Origin of the sequence: Marinobacterium lutimaris (assembly GCF_900108065.1) — a bacterium.
In the GTDB taxonomy this organism is placed as follows: Bacteria; Pseudomonadota; Gammaproteobacteria; order Pseudomonadales; family Balneatricaceae; genus Marinobacterium_D; species Marinobacterium_D lutimaris.
This window is the reverse complement of the sequence record NZ_FNVQ01000002.1, coordinates 311,816-331,225: the sequence shown is the minus strand read 5'-3', so window position 1 is coordinate 331,225 and position 19,410 is coordinate 311,816. Positions and strand designations below refer to the sequence as shown.

The window sequence follows — 19,410 nt, the reverse complement described above, 5'->3', positions numbered from 1 at the left end:
GCTATTTTTTCAGGAAGCCGCGGCTGTTGAGGAAATCCATCATATGAGGACGGGCTTCCTTCACCAGCATGCCGGAGATCTGCTCGCTCCAGCTCATCTCCTTGTTGCCGCCGGTGCGGGTGCGGTAGTACTCGCGGATCTCTTCATCGTAGGCTGCGATGATCTCGCGCTCCTGGCTGTCATCGTAGCGTTCGTGCTTAAGCACGCTCTCCAGCGGCAGGCGCGGCTTGGTCTCCGGGTCCTGGTCCGGGAAGCCAAGGCAGAGCCCGAATACCGGGTAGACCAGTTCCGGCAGCTCAAGCAGTTCAGCCACACGCTGAATCTGGTTGCGGATACCGCCGATATAAACGGTTCCCAGTCCTGCTGATTCGGCGGCAACCACGACATTCTGGGCAAACAGGGCGCAGTCCAGGGAGGCGGTCAAAAACTGCTCGGTAAAGCCTGAGCGCATCTCGGCATCGTGCATTGTGCAGGCGATCTGGTGGCGGTGCATATCGGCACAGAACACCAGAAACCTGGGCGCGCTGCCGACGTACACCTGTCCACCGGTGCACTCCATCAGTTGCCCGCGTACTTCCGGGTCATCCACCTGAATGACGGTGCAGGCCTGGATAAAGCTGGAGGTGGCCGCGCTTTGACCGGCGGCGACCAGCTGGTTCACTGTCTCCTGATCAACCGGCTCCGGGCGAAATTTGCGGATGGAACGATGGCTCTTGAGCAGGTCTATCACGGGGTTCATGGTGAAATGAGGCCTCTATCGGTAAACGGGTTTCAGGCATGGGGCTGTCGCAGCCGGCCTGGTGCAACCTCTAATGATGCACCCTGAGCCGGTCTGTGAACCAGTCTAAACTGTGCATCGCTGCGATACGCTCTATGCATCAAGCTCCGAAAGCAGCTCAAGAGTGGCTTTGGCCAGGGCGTCTGAAAGACTGATTCCATTGCTTGGGTGGGGTACCGATTCGCAAGTGGTTACGTCCGCCAGGGCTTGCAGTTGCTGCCAGGCGTCGCCCGCGAACAGCCCGTGCACGGCGATGATCCGGGCACGTGGCAGACCGGCTGCTTTAAGGTGGTTTAGCGTTTCCAGCATGGTACGGCCGCTGGAGATAATGTCGTCGACCAGCACCGGTGTGTGACTGCGCCACTTATCCACTTCGGGCAGGGATACGCTGACGTCATAGTCGCCCCGGCGCTCCTTAGTCAGCACCTGGAAGGGAGCGCCCGCCAACCGGGCGACCTCGGATACCCATTGCTCACTTTCGCTGTCCGGACCGATCAGCAAAGGGTTGTCTATCTGGCGGATGATCCAGTCGGCGATCATCGGTGCGGCATGCACGACACGGGACTTCAGTGTGTAGATCTCGTCCAGCGAGTCGTAGCGGTGCAGGTGCGGGTCCACGGTAACCAGCAGGTCCAGGCTGCTTGAGAGCAGGCGTGCAAAGGGACGGGAGCTGATACATTCACCGGGGTGGAAGCGCTTGTCCTGGCGCATGTAGGGCAGGTAAGGGGTGATCAGGCCGATACGTTTAGCGCCCAGTTCGCGCAGGGTATCGGCCAGAAATAGCAGCCGGAGCGTGAGGCTGTCTGGCCGGTACAGGTTACAGAGGATGAGGCAGTCCCGCTGGTTGGGGTCGCTGTGCACCCGCAGATAGCTTTCGCCATCAGGAAAGTGGCGCTGCTCCAGCTCGCCAGGGGTTGCATCCAGCGCCCGACACAGGCGGCTGCCCAGATCCGGATCGGTATCCAGGTTAAACAGTAGCGGCTGCATCAGTGCTCTCCTTCGCTGTCGTTGCCCTTTTCATTAGTCAGTGTCATCACCAGCGTGTGGTCGCTCAGGTACTCTACCGCGTAGTTAAGCTCGCCTGCATTTTCTGCATGGATCGTCAGCAAGGTGTCGTACTGGCTGACCCGGTCGCCGATTTTTACGTGTAGCTCGATACCGGCAGCAGGGTCCGCCGGAGCACCGGCGAGCTTGGCGACCTTGGCCAGCTGGCGGTTGTCTATACCGGTGACACAACAGTCGTGCGGTGCGATCAGGGCATAACGATAGGGGGCTACCGGCGGGTTCTTCAGGCCGCCCTGGGCTTCGCAGATACCATGGAATTTCTCCCAGGCGCTGCCGGATTCGATAACCTCCTGTGCGCGTTTCTCGCCCTCGCCGGATTGGCTCTGGCCCACCATTTCCAGCATGGCTCCGGCAATTTTACAGGCGCGCTGACGCAGGTCTGCGGGGGCATCTGCTTTGTTTTTCAACACCGCGAGGATATCGTGGGCTTCCAGTGCCGGGCCTATGCCGCGTCCTACCGGCTGGCTACCGTCGGTCATCAGTACTTCAAGCTTCAGGCCCAGGTTGGCGGCTACGATCTGAAAGCTCTGCGCCAGTTTGTCGGCGGCTTCCTGGCTGCGCACCTTGGCGGTGGGGCCCACGGGGATATCGATCAGTACATGGGTGGCGCCGGCGGCCAGTTTTTTCGACAGTACCGAGGCGATCAGTTGGCCCTCACTGTCGATATCCAGCGCCCGCTCCACCTGGATCAGAAGATCGTCGGCCGGGCTCAGGCGTACCGAACCGCCCCAGGCCAGGCAGCCGCCCTGGGTGCGTACCACCTCGCGCATCCGCTCCAGCGACAGGGCTACGTCGGTGAGGGTTTCCATGGTGTCGGCGGTGCCGGCCGGGGAGGTGATCGCGCGGGATGAAGTCTTGGGGACGGTGAGGCCGCAGGCGGTCAGGATCGATACCACGATCGGCGTGGTACGGTTGCCGGGCAAGCCGCCGACGCAGTGCTTGTCGATCACCTGCTCCAGGCCCCAGTCGATGCGGCTGCCCGCCTTGACCATCGCCTGGGTCAGCCCGGTGATCTCGCGGTCATTCAGGGCGTCGTCGCCACAGGCGGTGATAAATGCGGCCAGGTGGACATCGGCATAACGGCCCTCGACGATATCGTTGATGATGCTCTGCAGCTGCAGCTCGTCGAGCTCATGGCCGAACACCTTGGCGCGGACATGGGAAAGTGACTGTACCGGGCGCGGGTGAGACAGGCGGATTTCGGCGTTGGGCACCAGCTCCAGGCGCTCCCAGGCTGATTCGGAAAATCCCGCCTGTTCAGGTTCCAGCAGTTCCGAGCAAACCATGTTGAGGGAGGCGATGATGTGGCGCTCACCCCAGTCCACCCGCACGCGTGACAGGCTGTCAAAGCCCTCCGAGCGGCAGATGGGGCTGTCGGCGCGCAGGAACAGGGTCGGCTCATGATGGGTGTCTATGCCAAGGCGACGCGCCTTGAGTGGGGCCATCTTTTCCGGAGTAAAGCTCATGCCGGGGATATCCTTGCGTTTTCCTTTCATGTTAGCGCAGGCGATGTGGCCGACGGTAGCCGGCGGACTCCCTGCCAGGCGCTCTGGCTGTTAGAATACCGCTCTTTTATTCGCAGGTAGTGAACAGGGTCAATTTTTCATGGAACGTAATTACCGCTTGGTTTTATCCTGCCCGGACCGGGTAGGCATCGTGTCGATGGTCAGTAATTTTATCTCCAGCCACGGCGGCTCGATCACCGATGCTAACCAGCATTCCGACCCACTCAGTGGCTATTTCTTTATGCGTGTGGAGATCGATGCGCAATCGCTGCCGTTCTCGCTGGAGAAGCTGCGTGAGGCGTTCACCCCGATCGCCAGCTCGTTCGAGATGGAGTGGCATATCAGCGATTCGAGCCAGCCGAAAAAGGTGGTGCTGATGGCCAGCCGTCAGTCTCACTGTCTGGCGGACCTGCTCTATCGCTACCATAGCAAGGAGCTGTTCTGCGAGATTCCCTGTGTGATCTCCAACCATGAGGATCTGCGTTCCATGGTTGAGTGGCACGGGATTCCGTACCACTGCGTACCGGTGGATCCGGCAAACAAGCAGGCGCACTTTGATCGTGTTGACGAGCTGATTAACGAGCACGATGCCGATACCGTGGTACTGGCGCGTTACATGCAGATCCTGCCGGAAAGGGTGTGCGAGCGTTACCAGCATCGCATCATCAATATCCATCACAGCTTCCTGCCGTCGTTCGTTGGCGCTCGCCCCTATCATCAGGCCTATGATCGCGGCGTGAAACTGATCGGCGCCACCTGCCACTATGTCACGCCGGACCTGGATGCGGGCCCGATCATCGATCAGGAGGTGACCCGTGTCAGCCACCGCAGCCTGCCGGACGACATGGTTCGCCTGGGACGTGATGTGGAAAAACTGGCGTTGGCGCGTGGCCTGCGCTGGCATCTGGAAGACAGGGTGCTAGTGCATGGTAACAAGACAGTGGTGTTTGACTGAGCGTATCGGAAGCCGGCACCACTGAGCTAGAATTAGAGTTCGTAAACCCATTCGAGGAGAGCCTGTCGCTCATGAGTTTTAGTTTCCCGGAAAAGCCGCTGCTGATTTACCCCTCCCTGGCACGCCAGGTGGGAGTAGAGCCGGCCCTGCTGCTTGGCCTTTATCACGAGGCAATAGAGCGCAACGGGATGACCGATGAGCGCGGACGCGGCGAACTGGTGCTTTCCCGCAGCCAGTGGCTGGCGCTGGCGGATTTCTGGGATGAGCAGCAGCTGCGTGCACTCAGCGAGAAGCTGGTAGAGCAGGGGCTGCTGGAAATCAGCTGGGGCGCAGCCGGTAACCTGAGAGTGCGTCTCGGTTTTGCCAGCTCGTCGGATCAGGCAGAGCGCCGACCACAGCAGGTGCCGCGCCCGGCAGAACGCCAGGCGGTGCCGCATACGGAAGTCCGCCATATCCCGGTGGTGGATGAACCGCCACCGGCGCCAAGACCCGCGCGTCACACTAACCTTGCGCGGCAAAAAGGTCCGGCACCCACCTTCGGTGGGAGTATTGGCTGGCGCCGTCACAAGGATGAGCTTGAGGAGATCTTCGAGCAGGCAGAGCAGCGTAACCAGAAACTGCAGGCGATGTTTATCGGCTGGCAGCCCTCGGATCTGTTCCATCAGATGCTGCCGCGTTATGCCATTCCGGCTGACTTTGCCGACGGCTGTATCGACGAGTTTGTGCTCTACTTTCTTGATAAGGATCGCAAGGAAAGCAACTGGGATCAGAAGTTTCTTGCCTGGGTAAAACGGGAATGGGTGAAGAAGCAGACACAGGATGCGCGCGACCAGCGTTATCAGCAGGAGCGCGAATCCGGCGCAACAGGGGCAGCTAAAGATGAAAACAGCCGATCAGATTCTCGGGAAAAACGGAAACGGATTACCGCAGCGCTCATGGACATCAAGAACACCGACTGGTGATCAGGGCCGTGAAGTGCGTGATCCCCGGGCGGGCTACGGTGAGCGTGAGCCCCAGGAGCAGGTGATCGCTGATGAAACCAAGGTGCTGGTCAATATGATTTTCACCCGTTTCATGGCGATCTATGGCCACAAGTTCAAAAGCTGTTTCGAAACAGAGCAGGAGATCCGTATCGCCAAGCGGGAGTGGGCGCTGAGCCTGCGCGGCTATGGCGAGCGGGAGCTGGTGGCGGCGGTCAACCGCTGCAAGGAAACCCTGGCCTGGATGCCCACCATCTCCGAGTTCCTGGCGATTATCCGCGATCTGGACGGTGACTTCGGTTTGCCGCCTCTGCGTGATGCCTACACCGAAGCTTGCATGTTCGCTGATCATCCCCGTGCGCATGACTGGAGCCATCCGGCAGTGTATCTGGCGGGTCGTAACACCGGCTGGTTCGAGCTGCGCAGCGAAGATGAGCCGGAAGTACTGCCCAAGTTCAGCTACCACTATGATGTGCTCTGTCGTCGCGTACGCCAGGGCGAGGAGCTGGAGCTGCCGGTGGTACCTGCTATCGAGAATAAGCAGGACGGCACCCTGGCGCGCTTTATGCTCTCCTTTGGCGAGAAACAGGGCCTGCCCCCGGAAGAAGCCTGCAGCCTGCTTTACTACCTGACCCTGCCAAAGGGCAGCGCCGTACGTAAGCGCCTGAAGGCTCAGGCCCAGGAAAAGCTTGATAAACAGGGTAAAGAGATCCAGTTGCCCGACGAGCCGGGCGCGATAGTCTGAGTGGTATTGTTGGCAGAGAGGGCAACAGGGCGCGTTAGCAGTCAGAATCTCTGAGTGCAGCAAGTATTCCCCTTCTGCGAAGCCGAGCATCGCAGCCTGAAAGAGAAACAAGGGAAAGGCTGTTTGAGGCGAAGCCGAGTTTCCTTTCCCGCTCTTTCAGGCGAGAAGCACAGGGTAATCGGCGCAGCCGATCAAGCAGCAGGGGTGGCTTGGGATTATTAAGGGCTTTGCCATCAAAGCCCTTAATTCGCCAGCAGGCGAAACCTGCAATAGAAATATACTGCCGTTCTTAGACGCTAAGTCTGCTCAAAAAACGTCATCAATGACGCGTAAACGTCTGCCCAAACATCTCCCCAATCGCCTTACTCAACTGCTCGCTGCGCTCCGGACTGCGAAACGCCTGCATGATCAAAGCCCGCTGCGCCGGCATAAACATCAGATCCGCCAGCACCCGGCTAAATCCTGCCTGCCCAGCCTTGCCTTGCGCCAACCTTTCCAGAAATGGCAGCAGTACCTCTGGTGCCTGCAATGCAGAGCTGCAGCGGGTGGCGGTGGCGACGATTACTTCCGCCTCCAGCGCATGCTCGCTTTGCAGTACCAGCAGCACCTGCTGCTGTTTAAAGCGCTCGTCAGCCACGTTGGAGAGACCGCGAATCAGAGCGGCGACCAGCAGCGCTTTCTCTTCGCCCTCTGTCAGTGCGCCCGCCAGGCGTGCAGCCAGGGCATCACGCACGGCAACCGGCGGAGTAACGTGTTCAAGCAGGGTGGCGATCGATGCCAGCACCGGCTCCGGCATCTCTGGGATGCGGGCCGCCAGGGCCGGGCTGTTGTCGTCCAGTCTTACCACCAGATCGGCCAAACCCTGCAGTGCCAGGTCGGCCCAGCGATCCAGCGGCATGGAGCCGTTGATGTACTGTTGGGCGGCTTCGTAATAGGCAGAAGCGGGAGCGCTGGTCGCCTGAGCGGCGCGGGCATGGAAGATCGCCATCTTCTCCTGCTCGGGTTTGAAGGAGTAAGGGTTGTCTTTCAGAGCATCCTCTTCCAGCGCGCCCTGCTGACTGTTGACGGCGTTGAGCAGCAGTCGGCTGACCAGGTCGTCCCGTGCGGCCTGCACCAGGTAGCCCTGCTCATCCAGCGGCAGCTTGAGAAACCAGATGGCGTTCTGTGCGGGCTGTTTCGGATGCCAGATCAAAATGCCCAGCCAGGCATGGTGCAGGAAGGGAGTGGGGTAGGGGGTACGTGCCTCTTCGATGCGTTCGAACTCATCGGAGGTGAGCGTGCTGACGCGGCGACCCATATCGAACACGCGCACAGCCGCGCCGGCTTCGCGCAGCACCTGCATGAGGGTGGGTTGTTCGTTGGGGCTGGTCATAGCGGCTCCTGATCTGGCGTTGAGGGGCCGCTATTCTACCAGTTGCGCGTCAGCCGCTGAACAGGCGTTCTTCGGCAGCTTCAACCTGGCTGGGCTCGCCGGTCAGGATGACGATATCGCCGCTCTGCAGCACCTCTTCACCCGGTGGTGATCCCAGCTCTATGTCTCCGCGCTTCAATGCAACCACGCGCGCTTTCAGCGCCAGGCTTTCCAGGGTACGGCCGCTGGCGTAACAGTCCTCGGTCAGCGTAACTGGATGGCGCAGCTCGTTGGGGTCGCCGGATTCGGTGACCTTCTTCGAACGTTTGCCATGCAGGAAGCCGTGCAGCAGCTGGTAGCGTTCTGCGCGCACCGCATCGATACGGGAGCGGATATCCTCTTCCGGGATCTCCAGCAGTGTCAGGATATGCGACACCAGCATCAGGCTGCCTTCGAGAGCTTCGGGGACTACCTCGGTGGCGCCGGCGTTCTGGTAGAGCTCCAGCTTGCTGTCATCCTGGGTGCGCACCAGCACCGGTAGATCGGGGCAGTTGCGCTTGATCTGCTTCAGCGCCGCCATGCTTTCGCCGTGATCGGGTACGGTCAGGATCAGCAGTCGGGCGCGTTCGGCCCCGATCGCCTTGAGGATATCGCCACGGCGGGCATCACCGTAGAACATCGGTTCACCGGCCTGGGCCGCCTCATGGGTGCGGAAGGGGTCGGAGTCGATGGCGATATAGGGGATGTCGAGTGGGCGCAGGAAGCGGGCGACGATCTGGCCAACACGGCCAAAGCCGCAGATGATCACGTGACCATCCAGGTGTTCGCTGGCTTCGTTAAGCTCCTCGATGCTGGGCTCGCTGACGCTGGCCGTTTCCGGCAGCTTCTCGCGCAGCAAAAAGGAGGCGATATTGCCGTTGAAGGCGATCAGCAGTGGTGTGATCACCATGCTGAGGATGATTGTCGCGGTGATGATGGCGTTCAGTTCGCTGCTGATGACGCCATGGCCTAGACCCAGTGCCAGCAGGGCAAAGCCGAACTCACCGCCCTGGGCGAGGCAGAGTGCAGAGCGCAGGGCGTTATGGCCATCGCGGTTCACCCGGCCGACCACCAGGGCGATGATGGCGGCTTTCAGCAGCATCAGGCTGAGGGCGCAGATCAGGATCCAGTGCCAGTTGGTGATCAGCGTATCCAGGTTCAGCTGCATCCCCACAGTGACAAAGAACAGACCCAGCAGTACGTCGCGGAACGGGCGGATATCCGCCTCGAGCTGATGCTTGTAATGGCTCTCGCCCAGCATCATGCCGGCGAGGAAGCCGCCCAGTGCCATTGAGAGCCCCGCCGCGTGAGTGATCCAGGCGGCGGCGAGGGCGGTTACCAGGGCCATCAGTACGAACAGCTCGTCCGAGCGAGAGCGGGCGATCTCCTTGAACAGTGCCGGCAGCACAGTGCGCCCAAGTACCAGCAGTACCAGCAGCAGACCCGCGCCCTGCAGCAGCGACATGAACAGTTCGTCGGAGTTGATTTCGCCGCCGTTGCTGCCCAGCACAGGGACAATGATCAGGAAGAAAACTGCCGCCAGATCCTGAAACAGCAGGATGCCGAAGGAGATCTGTCCGTGGGGCGCGCTGAGCTGGTTAAGCCGCAGCAGCTCGCGGGTCACCACCGCCGTGGAGGAGAGCGCCAGGGCGCCGGCAATGACGATGGCGCTGTTGATGTCGATGCCTAACGCCAGGGATATCAGTATCAGCGCCACGGCGGTCATCGCCACCTGCAGCGCCCCTAGCCCAAATACCAGTCGCCGCATGGCGATCATTCGTGGCAGGGAGAACTCCAGTCCAAGCATAAACAGCAGGAACACCACCCCCAGCTCCGACATCAGCTCCATCTCGTGGGGATCGGCTTTCTGCAGAGCGTAGGGCCCGATGACCACGCCTACGGCGATGTAGGCCAGTATCGGTGGCATTTTCAGCCGCCGGAACAGGGTGGTGGCGATGACCGCCCCCACCAGGATCAGCAGCAGCTGTTCAAAAAGAGAGTGTTCCATAGTTCTACTTCCCTGCCCGAGGCGCCCAGCAGAATATAAAAAGCGATCAGCGTTGAGCTGCTGAAGACGCTTTTTAAGACCCTTTTTAAGAGCCTGCTAACGAGTGATTGCCCGGGTTACTTCCCTTCAGTGACCGCGATGTCCAAATCCGCGATCAACTTGAGTAACTGGTCGGTTTCCGCGTCGAGCTGTTTGAATGCTTCCTCGGCCATCGGGGCGATATCGCATTTTTCCGGCAGCGGCATCTGTTCGACGACGATCTGCTCCATGCGGGGCAGCAGCAACCACTGCACCCACTGGTGGAAATCGAGGGTGTCGACGCAGAAGGGTTGCTGGCTCATCAGCGCTTCCGCCGACGGCATGGTCTCTGACCAGAGTTCGAGCGCACGCATCTCGCGCTCGACCTCCATCAGCAGGGTCAAAATTTGCTGGCGATGGTTCAACGTTGTCTCCGGGCTACTTTCAGGGTGTCTGCGATCATGAAGGCCAGTTCCAGCGACTGGTCGGCGTTGAGGCGCGGATCGCAATGGGTGTGATAGCGGTCTGCCAGACCCTCTTCGGTGATCTGGTAAGCGCCGCCGATACATTCGGTTACGTCGTTGCCGGTCATCTCGAAATGCACGCCGCCGGCGTAAGTGCCTTCGGCATTATGGACCTCGAAGAAACCCTGCATCTCGTGCAGGATGGCGGCCACGTTGCGGGTCTTGTACCCGTTACCGGCCTTAATGGTGTTGCCGTGCATCGGGTCGGAGCTCCACACCACGTTGGCGCCCATCTCTTTGACGGCGCGCACCAGTGGCGGCAGCTTGTCGAGAATCTTCTCCGCGCCCATGCGCGCGATCAGCGTGATCCGGCCCGGTGTGTTGTCCGGATTGAGGATATCCAGCAGTCGGCGAAGATCTTCGGGGTTGGTGGTCGGACCTACCTTGATACCGATCGGGTTGTGTACGCCACGCAGGAACTCCACATGGGCGTGGTCCGGCTGGCGGGTACGGTCGCCGATCCAGAGCATATGGGCCGAGCAGTCGTACCAGTCACCGGTGAGGCTGTCCATGCGGGTCAGGGCCTGCTCGTAGTTGAGCAGCAGCGCCTCGTGGGAGGTGTAGAAGTCAGTCTCTTTCAGCTGCGGGGTGTTATCCGGGCCCAGGCCGCAGGCTTTCATGAACGCCAGTGTCTGTTCGATCTGCGCGGCGAGGTGTTCATATTTCTCGTGCAGCGGGCTTTGGGCGACAAAGCCCATGTTCCACTTGTGTACCTGGTGCAGGTCCGCCAGGCCGCCGCCGGCGAAGGCGCGCAGCAGGTTAAGCGTTGACGAAGCCTGATGGTAGGCGTCGAGCAGGCGCTGCGGATCCGGGGTGCGTGATGCCGCCGTGAAGGCGATGTCGTTAACGATGTCACCGCGGTACGCCGGCAGTTCGATACCGTCGATGGTCTCGGTGTCGGCGGAGCGCGGCTTGGCAAACTGGCCAGCCATACGGCCGATCTTGACCACCGGGCAACTGCCGGCGAAGGTCAGCACCACCGCCATCTGCAGCAGCAGCTGGAAGGTGTCCTTGATCTTGTTGGCGTTAAACTCGGCAAAACTTTCGGCGCAGTCGCCCCCCTGAAGCAGAAAGCCCTCGCCGCGGCTGACCGATGCCAGATCCTGTTTAAGAGAACGGATCTCGCCGGCAAACACCAGTGGCGGGTACTTTGACATTTTGGCTTCGGCCGCCGCCAGGGCGTCGGCATCGGGGTAGACGGGCTGCTGGACGATCGGTTTCTCTCTCCAGCTGCTCGGGCTCCAGTTCTGCATCTTGTTATCCACGTGCTTGATGACTGTCTAGGGAAGCTATGAACAAGTTCATGGCATCTCAGGCTTACAGGCTGGCACCCATCTACGGCGTTGAGCTTTTTGCCAAGGGCTACGGCCAAAGTCCCCGGTATTTTGGGGATTGGCTGCAAAGCTCGCCTTGTATCTGGGCACTTCATGCCACACTGAGACGCTATAGACTTAATCATAGCTTCCCTGATGGACGGTCAAGTGTATGTTATTGAGTGGACTAAACAAAGAGTGAAGCGGCCGCAGCCCCGCAGGATCAGGAGGAGGCGCTGCGGATTCCGTTCAGATTGCGGAAGGTCACATCCCGGGCTGTGCCGAGGAAGTCGAGCATGAAATCGGCGTTTTTCTGGTCTTCGCGCATGGCGGCATAAAGGGTGCACCAAAGCCCTTTTTCACCCAGAGGCCGGATCGCCACGTAGTCGCGCTGCTGATATTCGTGCAGTGCCCAGTTTGGCAGGGCGGCTACGCCGCGGCCGCTGGCGACCAGTTGCACCATCATCACTGTCAGTTCTGCGGTGCGAATTTCGGCCGGCTCCACGTTGGCTGGGTCGAGGAAACGGGTGAATACATCCAGGCGCGACGGATCCACTGGGTAGGTGATCAGTGTTTCCTGAGACAGATCACGCGGATGGATGAACTTGCGTGCGACCAGACGATGCTGAGGGCCCAGGGCAAGTACCGATTCATAGCTGAACAGCGGTACGTAATGGATGCCGGCCCGTGGTTCCGGGTCAGAGGTAATCACCAGGTCCAGATCGCCGCGGGCCAGAGCCGGCAGCGGCTGGAAGGTAAACCCGGTAGACAGGTCTAGCTCCACTTCCGGCCAGTTCTGGCGGAAATGGTCGATGGTGGGCATCAGCCAGTCGAAGCAGCTGTGGCATTCGATGCAGATGTTCAGCCTGCCTGCTTCGCCGCCCGCCAGGCGAGCGATATCTCGCTCGGCATTGCGGATCATCGGCAGCAGGTCATCGGCCAGGGCCAGTAGGCGCTGTCCGGCGCTGGTGAAACAGATCGGTTTGGTTTTTCGGATAAACAGGGAACAATCGAGCCGCTCTTCGAGATCCTTGATCTGGTGTGAGAGCGCGGACTGCGTCAGATGAACTCGTTCGGCTGCTTCTACAAGGCTTCCCGCATCACGCAGGGCGGCCAGAGTTTTCAAATGACGTAGTTCTATCATGCCTGCACAGACTCTCTTCGGTTACCGAAACAAGGCGTTGTCGCCAGTATAGTCGCCCGCTCCGGCTCTGGCGAGACAGGACTGACAAGAGTGTAACGGCGAGACAGCTCCGGCAGAACTGCTTGTTCAGCGGGGTGGCGCGGGGCGGTGAGGTTTGCCCCGCGTATAACTGGGTGCTGCTTAGGCTTGTTTGACCAGCAGAAACTCCAGCAGCGCTTTCTGCGCGTGCAGACGGTTTTCAGCCTGATGGAAGGCGACACAGCGCGGGTCATCCATCATGTCTTCGCTGATCTCCTCGCCACGGTGGGCAGGCAGGCAGTGCATGAACAGGGCGTCCTTGGCGGCCAGATCCATCAGTGCAGGACTGACCTGGTAACCGCGAAACTCGCGCAGGCGCTGTTTCTGTTCCTCTTCCTGGCCCATGGAGGCCCAGACATCGGTGTATACCATGTGCGCACCGGCAACGGCTTCTTCCGGATCGTTGAAAACGCGCACGCGGTCGCCGTTCTTCAGTACCAGTTCGGCGTTGGGAGCAAACTCGTCAGGGCAGGCGATATGCAGGTTGAAGTCGAACTGCTTTGCCGCGTTGATGTAGGAGTTGCACATGTTGTTGCCGTCGCCAACCCAGACCACGGTCTTGCCTTTGATGGAGCCGCGCAGCTCGTGGAACGTCTGCATGTCGGCCAGCAGCTGGCAGGGGTGGTAGTCGTCGGTCAGGGCGTTGATCACCGGCACTCGGGAGTGGGCGGCGAAGGTTTCAACGGTTTCGTGGCTGAAGGTCCGGATCATGACCACATCGACCATGCTGGAGATCACGCGGGCGCTGTCTTCGATCGGCTCGCCGCGGCCCAGCTGGGTATCGCGCGGTGAAAGGAACATGGCGTGGCCGCCGAACTGCGCCATTCCGGACTCGAAGGAGACGCGGGTGCGGGTGGAGGCCTTTTCAAAAATCATCGCCATGACGCGGTTCTTCAGCGGCTCGTAGATCTCGCCGTTGTTACGCATGTGCTTGAGCTCGGTAGCCCGTTCGATAATGCCTTGCAGCTCCGCCGGCGTCATATCCAGCAGGGTCAGAAAGTGTCTTGTGGTCATAGTGTTAGCGGCGGACAAGCCGCCGGTTCCAGGTATTTTAGTTAGATGAATGTGTCTGAGTCTCTGCTCAGCTGTCGCGTTCGTCTCCGGCGTATACACGGATCAGTTGGGAGACGGTGTTGATCAGCAGGTCTGCTTCGCTCTGGCTCATGATCAGCGGCGGCAACAAGCGTACCACGCGACCACCGCCAGTGACGTTCAACAGTACGCCCTTAACCTTGGCCAGAACGGCAAGTTCGGTACCGGCTTCGGTCAGTTCGATACCGATCATCAGGCCCTTGCCGCGTACTTCGCGGATATAGGGGGCATCGCCCAGCTGGACGCGGAACTGCTCAACCAGATAGTTACCCAGTTCCTCTGCACGCTGGCAGAGGTTTTCAGCGCTGATGGTGTCGACCACGGCGAGCGCTGCGGCGCAGGCCAGCGGGTTGCCGCCAAAGGTGGTGCCGTGGGTGCCCGGCGTGAACAGCTTGGCAGCTTCGCCACGGGCCAGGCAGGCGCCGATAGGTACGCCGTTGGCGAGGCCTTTGGCGGTGGTCACTACGTCCGGCATGATGTCGCTGTGCTGGAAGGCAAAATAGCGGCCGGTGCGGCCGTTGCCGGTCTGGACCTCGTCCAGCATCAGCAGCCACTCCTGCTGGTCGCAGATCTCGCGCAGCTGCTTCAGGTAGCCCTCTGCGGGGATATGCACGCCGCCTTCGCCCTGTACGGGTTCAACCAGGATAGCGACGACATTGGTGTTCTTTTCGGCGACCTGGCGGACCGCTTCGACATCATCGTAGGGCACGCGGACGAAACCTGCGACCAGCGGCTCGAAGCCGGCCTGGGTGGCGCGGTTGCCGGTGGCGCTCAGGGTCGCCAGGGTGCGGCCGTGGAAAGAGTTCTCCATCACGATGATGGTGGGGCAGTCAACGCCTTTGCTGTGGCCATAACGACGGGCCAGTTTGATGGCGGCTTCATTGGCCTCGGCGCCGGAGTTGCCGAAGAAGACGTTATCCATGCCGGACAGCGTGGTCAGCTTCTCGGCGAGCTGCTCCTGCAGCGGAACGGTATACAGGTTGGAGCAGTGAATAAGGCGGCCAGCCTGGTCGCTGATCGCTTTAGTAACGGCGGGGTGGGCGTGTCCGAGGCCGGTGACGGCGATGCCGCAGAGAGCGTCCAGATATTTGTTCCCGTCGGTGTCGTAAATCCAAGCACCCTCGCCATGATCGAAGGCGACCGAAAGCCGGTTATAGGTGTTCATCAGGGGCTGAAGCGACATCTGGCGTATCTCCATACAACGCAAAAAGGCAGCCAAAGCTGCCGAAAAAACGACCATTCTATGTGTGGGTCAGAATTTTAGCAATATTCATAAGGGTAAGGGTTGAAGCGCACAGAATAGGCCACAATAAAGAGTACAAAGTGAACGGTGAAGACGGATGAGCGCTTTTCGTGCGCCCGGGTCGTACTTGGATATTCAAATAGTCCGAGCGGGGCGGTAGGATATACCGTTTGATTTATTTTGCGGGCATAGGCGTCCGTGTACACAGACATTTAACAGCAAGGTGTAACCATGAGCGTAGTCGACACCATTAAAGAGCAGATCGAAAGCAACACGATTCTGCTATATATGAAGGGCACTCCCCGTTTTCCCCAGTGTGGATTCTCCTCGCGGGCTTCGGCGGCGCTGGTCGAGTGCGGCGAGCGCTTTGCGTTTGTAAACATTCTGGAAGCGCCGGAGATTCGTGCCGAGCTGCCGAAATACGCAAACTGGCCGACTTTCCCGCAGCTGTGGGTGAACGGTGAGCTGGTTGGCGGTTGCGACATTATCTGCGAGATGGCGGAAAGCGGCGAGCTCAAAGAGCTGGTTGCAGCGGCTGCCAAGCAGGAAGGTTCCGAAGAGGCGTGATCGCCTCTTCTTATTAATGTAACGCGGTTTTATTAGCGTTTGATTCAGTCCCGAATATCTCAACCTAAGCAAGGAGTTTAGAGAGCATGGGCGTACTCGTAGGTAAGAAAGCACCTGACTTTACAGCGGCAGCGGTTCTGGGCGATGGCAGCATCGTTGACGAATTCACGCTCAGCGAAGCGATCAAGGGCAAATATGGCCTGGTCTTCTTCTACCCGCTGGACTTCACTTTCGTTTGTCCTTCCGAGCTGATCGCGCTGGATCACCGTATGGACGCGTTCACTGAGCGTGGCGTTGAGGTGATCGGTGTCTCCATCGACTCCCAGTTTACCCACAACGCATGGCGTAACACTCCGGTTAACGACGGTGGTATCGGTCAGGTTAAATACACTCTGGTTGCCGACACCAAGCACGAAATCTGCCAGGCTTACGACGTTGAAGCCGACGCAGGTGTTGCTTTCCGTGGCGCATTCCTGATCGACCAGGAAGGTAACGTACGTTCCCAGATCGTTAACGATCTGCCGCTGGGCCGTAACATGGACGAGCTGATCCGTCTGGTTGATGCGCTGCAGTTCCACGAAGAGCACGGCGAAGTCTGCCCGGCTGGCTGGAACAAGGGTGACAAGGGTATGGCTGCCTCTACTGAAGGTGTTGCCAAGTACCTGTCTGAGGAATCTGACAAGCTGTAAGGCCTGCCAGAGTTTGAAAAAAAACCGCCTTCGGGCGGTTTTTTTGTGTCTGGCGTTTTCTTAGCGCTGATAGCGCTGGTTCAGCACCAGCCAGATGGCGACCAGGGCGCTTGCCAGCAGGCAGATGGTCTGCAGCTCATCGGCCAGGGTATCGCCCTCTGAACCCGAGAGAATAAAGCCAAACAGGGCAACGCCAACGACGCCGCCCATCTGTCGGGCACAGGAGTAAAACGCCGAGGCGGTGCCCGCATCCTGGTGTTCGACGTGGGAGATCACCACATCGGCAAGGCCCGGTACAATCAGTGATGTTCCGGCGCCAATCAGCATCATTGGCAAGATTACCAGCCAGGTACTGTGGTAGCTCGCCAGCGTGTAGAGCAGTGCCAGTCCTGTCAGGGCACAGGTGCCGCCGATAATGACGATGTTGCGCACTCGAAAGTAGCGCCCCAGGCGGCCTGAATAGTAGCTCGCGGTAATTACGCTGAGCATCATCGGCAGAAACAGCCAGCCAGTTTGCGAAGGAGAGCGGGCGAGGGATTTCTGAAAGTAGAGACTCATCGAAAAGATGATGCCGTAGAAGATCAGCGTACAGAGAAAGCCGATGCCGGCCGAGCTCATGATCAGTTCGCTGCCACGAATCGACAGCGGCAGTACCGGGCGCGCCGAACGCCGGTTTAGCAGCGTAAACAGTATCAGTGTGACAATGGCGGCGAGCAGCGGCCCCAGCGTGATGACGCTGGCCCAGCCGGCACTGCCTGACTCGGTCAGTGCGAAGGTCAACAGTCCCAGCGTGGCGATCACCAGGCACTGAGCGCCAACATCTATGCCGGGTGAGTTCAGCGACTGGCTTTTGGCGAAGCGCGCGGTCAACAGTACGCAGAGTGCACCGATCGGCAGGTTGATCAGAAAGATACTCTGCCAGCCGGCGTGTTCAATGAGGAAGCCACCAACGATGGGGCCGGCGGCGAGCGCGAGGCTCCCCGAGGTCGCCCAGAGGCTGATCGCATGGGAGCGACGTTCAACATCCTCGGCATAGTAGTGGCGGATCAGTGTCAGCGAGGCCGGTACCAGCAGTGCCGCGCCGATTCCCTGAACGGCGCGGCTGATCTCCAGCAGGATCAGTGTCGGCGCAAGGGCGCAGGCGAGCGACGCGGCCATAAACAGCAGGGCGCCGCTGATAAAGATGCGCTTGGTGCCGAAGCGGTCGGCGATGGAGCCAGAGGAGAGCAGTAGGGCGGCGAACATCAGCGAGTAGCTGTTGATAACCCACTCAAGGTCGGCGATGCCGGCATTATAGGCATGGCTTAAGGCTTCAATGCCGACATTGACGATGCTGACATCGAGCTGAACGATGATAAAACCGAGGCATATTGCCAGATTAAACAGGGCGCCTTCGCGGCGTGTAGGAGCGTACATAGAAAGTTTCCGGGGCTGGCTAAACGAGGGTGAACAGGAAAGGGGGGGGGGGCAGGATCGGCTTTTGCACAGCTGATCACAAGGCTGATCTGTGCAAAAGCCGATCCTGTTTGTCTGGTGCTGAAGGGGTTAGTCGCGTGTCGCCAGGACCATCTCCCAGCCGCCCAGGTCTTTCCAGCGGTTGACGATGGTGCAGAAAAGTTCGGCCGTTTTCTCGGTGTCGTACAGGGCCGAGTGCGCCTGTTTGCCGTCAAAATCGATACCGGCCACATCGCAGGCCCGGGCCAGTACGGTCTGGCCGAAGGCCAACCCGGCCAGTGTAGCCGTGTCGAAGGTGGAAAACGGATGGAACGGATTGCGCTTGATATCGGCGCGGTCGGCTGCGTTGCAGACAAAACCGTGGTCGAATGAGGCGTTATGACCGACCAGGATGGCACGCTTGCAGTCGTGAGATTTCACTGACTTGCGGATCGGCTTGAATATCATCTCCAGAGCGCTCTGTTCGCTGATGGCGCCGCGCTCTGGGTCGTAGGGGTCTATGCCGGTGAACGCCAGGGCTTCTGGCTCCAGGTTGGCGCCTTCAAATGGCTCCACCTGGGCGACAAAGCTCTTGTCCGGGATCAGATAGCCCTCTTCGTCCATGGTAAGGGTGACCGCAGCGATCTCCAGCAGGGCATCGGTGCGGGAGTTGAATCCGGCAGTTTCCACATCCACGACGACGGGCAGAAAACCGCGGAAGCGATCAGACATTGGGTGTTTGGATGCAGAGCTCAAACAGCTTCCTTAGATCAATGTTGTGGGGAGGAGATTCCTGTCTGTATTCTAACAGTCGCGTGATGAGGGTCCAGTTTCTAAAGTTATTGTCGAAAAGGCCGTTACGCTTTCATAGCCGGGGCGATAGCTTTGGGACCACGCCAGGACGACAGTCCTGCTGAACTGCGCAAACCCAGATCGATGGAAGTTTAAGTGATGCGAGCCTGCCTGCTGTTTTTGTTATTTTGCCTGCCGATTTCGCAGGCTGGAGCAGTCACGTTTCGCGCCGCCATCGATGAAGCCCGCTGGCAGATGGAAACCTCCCAGTTTTCCTGCCTGTTAAGCCAGGCGATCCCCTCTTATGGCACCGGAGCCTTCGAGCATGAAGCCGGCGAAGCGGTGCGTTTTATCCTTACCCCAACGCAGCAGCAGCAGATTACCGGGCCCGCGCGTCTGGTGGCGGAGGCTTCCCAGTGGCAGCCAGGTATCGCGCCCAAATTGCTGGGTGTGGTGCGGGTCAAGGACTCCAGTGGTGTTATCGAAGTACCCGCGACCCTTGCCGAAAACATGCTGGCCGCCTTGTATCAGGGGATGACGCCCACCTTTAACACCGATCAGTGGTTTGGTTCTCCCGAAATGTTAAAGGTAGGAGTTTCGGCGGCAAACTTTCAGTCGGCCTATACCGATTACCTTCAGTGTGTGACCGGCCTGCTGCCGGCGAACTTCCGCCAGGTGGCGCGCACCGCGATTCTGTTCCCCTCCGGTCAGTCCGGGTTGTCCGATGCCACCCGTCAGCGTCTCGATCTGATCGCTACCTACGTTAAGGCGGATAACAGCGTGCAGACGATCTATGTGGATGGTCACTCCGATAACTTTGGTCGTCGTCTGTTGAACCGTGACCTTTCCAAGAAGCGCGCCGAAGAGGTCACCCGCTACCTGGTGCAGCTGGGGCTGCCGGAAGACAAGATCATCACCCGCTATCACGGTGAGCGCTATCCTGTTGTGCCCAACAACAGTGCCGAAAATCGTGCCCGTAACCGCCGTGTCACAGTGCGCCTGGAGCGTGAAGAAGGTACCAGTCTCTGAGCAGGGGCTGGTTCTGCGTGCGTGCGCAATCTGTTATACTTACCGCCTTTTAGAATTTCTA

General features: G+C 59.6%; 18 protein-coding genes. 6 read left to right on the top strand and 12 right to left on the bottom strand.

The window, feature by feature from the left end; genetic code table 11:
• Position 1 precedes the first annotated feature (1 nt).
• The 3 genes from nfsA to C4S72_RS11925 form a co-directional block, all read right to left on the bottom strand.
• Positions 2-739 carry an oxygen-insensitive NADPH nitroreductase gene (gene nfsA, locus C4S72_RS11935; RefSeq protein ID WP_104003349.1) on the bottom strand — a complete coding sequence of 246 codons (738 nt, stop codon included), beginning with the start codon at positions 737-739 and terminating at the stop codon, positions 2-4.
• Positions 740-871: 132 nt separating this feature from the next.
• Positions 872-1,765 carry a ribose-phosphate pyrophosphokinase gene (locus C4S72_RS11930; protein WP_104003348.1) on the bottom strand — a complete coding sequence of 298 codons (894 nt, stop codon included), beginning with the start codon at positions 1,763-1,765 and terminating at the stop codon, positions 872-874.
• Positions 1,765-3,309: a thymidine phosphorylase family protein gene (locus tag C4S72_RS11925; protein WP_104003347.1), complete on the bottom strand. Its 1,545-nt coding sequence runs from the start codon at positions 3,307-3,309 to the stop codon at positions 1,765-1,767. Before C4S72_RS11925 ends, C4S72_RS11930 begins: the two co-directional genes overlap by 1 nt.
• A 139-nt stretch (positions 3,310-3,448) precedes the next feature.
• On the opposite strand from C4S72_RS11925, the gene purU reads away from it, so the two are divergent.
• From purU to C4S72_RS11910, 3 genes are all read left to right on the top strand, one after another.
• Positions 3,449-4,303: a formyltetrahydrofolate deformylase gene (gene purU, locus C4S72_RS11920; RefSeq protein WP_104003346.1), complete on the top strand. Its 855-nt coding sequence runs from the start codon at positions 3,449-3,451 to the stop codon at positions 4,301-4,303.
• Positions 4,304-4,374: 71 nt separating this feature from the next.
• Positions 4,375-5,265 carry a DnaT-like ssDNA-binding domain-containing protein gene (locus tag C4S72_RS11915; protein ID WP_104003345.1) on the top strand — a complete coding sequence of 297 codons (891 nt, stop codon included), beginning with the start codon at positions 4,375-4,377 and terminating at the stop codon, positions 5,263-5,265.
• Positions 5,183-6,028 (top strand): replication protein P, encoded by an 846-nt coding sequence (locus C4S72_RS11910; RefSeq protein WP_235009129.1) that lies wholly within the window; start codon positions 5,183-5,185, stop codon positions 6,026-6,028. Before C4S72_RS11915 ends, C4S72_RS11910 begins: the two co-directional genes overlap by 83 nt.
• 319 nt (positions 6,029-6,347) lie before the next feature.
• Here the strand turns inward: C4S72_RS11910 and C4S72_RS11905 are convergent, their stop codons facing one another.
• The 7 genes from C4S72_RS11905 to C4S72_RS11875 all read right to left on the bottom strand — a co-directional run bounded on the left by C4S72_RS11905 (position 6,348) and on the right by C4S72_RS11875 (position 14,778).
• Positions 6,348-7,400, bottom strand: coding sequence for a DUF3549 family protein (locus C4S72_RS11905; RefSeq protein ID WP_104003344.1), 1,053 nt, complete (start codon positions 7,398-7,400; stop codon positions 6,348-6,350).
• Between the two features lie 49 nt (positions 7,401-7,449).
• Positions 7,450-9,426, bottom strand: coding sequence for a monovalent cation:proton antiporter family protein (locus C4S72_RS11900; protein ID WP_104003343.1), 1,977 nt, complete (start codon positions 9,424-9,426; stop codon positions 7,450-7,452).
• A 116-nt stretch (positions 9,427-9,542) separates the two neighbouring features.
• Entirely contained in the window at positions 9,543-9,869 is a 327-nt protein-coding gene (locus C4S72_RS11895; protein ID WP_235009128.1) for a YqcC family protein, read from the bottom strand.
• Positions 9,866-11,221 carry a class II 3-deoxy-7-phosphoheptulonate synthase gene (locus C4S72_RS11890; RefSeq protein ID WP_104003342.1) on the bottom strand — a complete coding sequence of 452 codons (1,356 nt, stop codon included), beginning with the start codon at positions 11,219-11,221 and terminating at the stop codon, positions 9,866-9,868. Before C4S72_RS11890 ends, C4S72_RS11895 begins: the two co-directional genes overlap by 4 nt.
• A 283-nt stretch (positions 11,222-11,504) precedes the next feature.
• Positions 11,505-12,425 (bottom strand): LysR family transcriptional regulator, encoded by a 921-nt coding sequence (locus tag C4S72_RS11885; protein ID WP_104003341.1) that lies wholly within the window; start codon positions 12,423-12,425, stop codon positions 11,505-11,507.
• 180 nt (positions 12,426-12,605) lie between these two features.
• On the bottom strand, positions 12,606-13,517 hold the full coding sequence (gene argF / locus C4S72_RS11880) for an ornithine carbamoyltransferase (RefSeq protein WP_104003340.1): 912 nt from the start codon (positions 13,515-13,517) through the stop codon (positions 12,606-12,608).
• Between the two features lie 67 nt (positions 13,518-13,584).
• Positions 13,585-14,778, bottom strand: coding sequence for an aspartate aminotransferase family protein (locus C4S72_RS11875; RefSeq protein WP_104003339.1), 1,194 nt, complete (start codon positions 14,776-14,778; stop codon positions 13,585-13,587).
• A 291-nt stretch (positions 14,779-15,069) separates the two neighbouring features.
• Between C4S72_RS11875 and grxD the strand changes: the two genes are divergently transcribed.
• A complete protein-coding gene (gene grxD, locus C4S72_RS11870) occupies positions 15,070-15,405 on the top strand; it encodes a Grx4 family monothiol glutaredoxin (protein ID WP_104003338.1) in 336 nt (111 codons plus the stop codon).
• An 86-nt stretch (positions 15,406-15,491) separates the two neighbouring features.
• Positions 15,492-16,094 (top strand): peroxiredoxin, encoded by a 603-nt coding sequence (locus C4S72_RS11865; protein WP_104003337.1) that lies wholly within the window; start codon positions 15,492-15,494, stop codon positions 16,092-16,094.
• Between the two features lie 60 nt (positions 16,095-16,154).
• On the opposite strand, the gene C4S72_RS11860 is transcribed toward C4S72_RS11865, so the two are convergent.
• Together C4S72_RS11860 and rnt are read right to left on the bottom strand one after the other, a co-directional pair.
• A complete protein-coding gene (locus C4S72_RS11860; RefSeq protein ID WP_104003336.1) occupies positions 16,155-17,510 on the bottom strand; it encodes an MFS transporter in 1,356 nt (451 codons plus the stop codon).
• A gap of 129 nt (positions 17,511-17,639) precedes the next feature.
• The gene (rnt, locus tag C4S72_RS11855) at positions 17,640-18,260 is read right to left on the bottom strand and encodes a ribonuclease T (protein ID WP_200826775.1); all 621 of its coding nucleotides are present in this window, start codon (positions 18,258-18,260) and stop codon (positions 17,640-17,642) included.
• 219 nt (positions 18,261-18,479) lie between these two features.
• Between rnt and C4S72_RS11850 the strand changes: the two genes are divergently transcribed.
• The gene (locus C4S72_RS11850; RefSeq protein ID WP_104003334.1) at positions 18,480-19,349 is read left to right on the top strand and encodes a flagellar protein MotY; all 870 of its coding nucleotides are present in this window, start codon (positions 18,480-18,482) and stop codon (positions 19,347-19,349) included.
• Positions 19,350-19,410 lie beyond the last annotated feature (61 nt).

Bases quoted from the DNA above. Each gene is read 5' to 3' on its own strand.
- rnt (WP_200826775.1), bottom strand. From the start codon at position 18,260: ATGTCTGATCGCTTCCGCGGTTTTCTGCCCGTCGTCGTGGATGTGGAA.
- grxD (WP_104003338.1), top strand. From the start codon at position 15,070: ATGAGCGTAGTCGACACCATTAAAGAGCAGATCGAAAGCAACACGATT.
- C4S72_RS11850 (WP_104003334.1), top strand. From the start codon at position 18,480: ATGCGAGCCTGCCTGCTGTTTTTGTTATTTTGCCTGCCGATTTCGCAG.
- C4S72_RS11865 (WP_104003337.1), top strand. From the start codon at position 15,492: ATGGGCGTACTCGTAGGTAAGAAAGCACCTGACTTTACAGCGGCAGCG.
- C4S72_RS11925 (WP_104003347.1), bottom strand. From the start codon at position 3,309: ATGAGCTTTACTCCGGAAAAGATGGCCCCACTCAAGGCGCGTCGCCTT.
- C4S72_RS11905 (WP_104003344.1), bottom strand. From the start codon at position 7,400: ATGACCAGCCCCAACGAACAACCCACCCTCATGCAGGTGCTGCGCGAA.
- C4S72_RS11875 (WP_104003339.1), bottom strand. From the start codon at position 14,778: ATGTCGCTTCAGCCCCTGATGAACACCTATAACCGGCTTTCGGTCGCC.
- C4S72_RS11860 (WP_104003336.1), bottom strand. From the start codon at position 17,510: ATGTACGCTCCTACACGCCGCGAAGGCGCCCTGTTTAATCTGGCAATA.
- argF (WP_104003340.1), bottom strand. From the start codon at position 13,517: ATGACCACAAGACACTTTCTGACCCTGCTGGATATGACGCCGGCGGAG.
- C4S72_RS11885 (WP_104003341.1), bottom strand. From the start codon at position 12,425: ATGATAGAACTACGTCATTTGAAAACTCTGGCCGCCCTGCGTGATGCG.
- C4S72_RS11915 (WP_104003345.1), top strand. From the start codon at position 4,375: ATGAGTTTTAGTTTCCCGGAAAAGCCGCTGCTGATTTACCCCTCCCTG.
- C4S72_RS11910 (WP_235009129.1), top strand. From the start codon at position 5,183: ATGAAAACAGCCGATCAGATTCTCGGGAAAAACGGAAACGGATTACCG.
- C4S72_RS11900 (WP_104003343.1), bottom strand. From the start codon at position 9,426: ATGGAACACTCTCTTTTTGAACAGCTGCTGCTGATCCTGGTGGGGGCG.
- purU (WP_104003346.1), top strand. From the start codon at position 3,449: ATGGAACGTAATTACCGCTTGGTTTTATCCTGCCCGGACCGGGTAGGC.
- nfsA (WP_104003349.1), bottom strand. From the start codon at position 739: ATGAACCCCGTGATAGACCTGCTCAAGAGCCATCGTTCCATCCGCAAA.
- C4S72_RS11890 (WP_104003342.1), bottom strand. From the start codon at position 11,221: ATGCAGAACTGGAGCCCGAGCAGCTGGAGAGAGAAACCGATCGTCCAG.
- C4S72_RS11930 (WP_104003348.1), bottom strand. From the start codon at position 1,765: ATGCAGCCGCTACTGTTTAACCTGGATACCGATCCGGATCTGGGCAGC.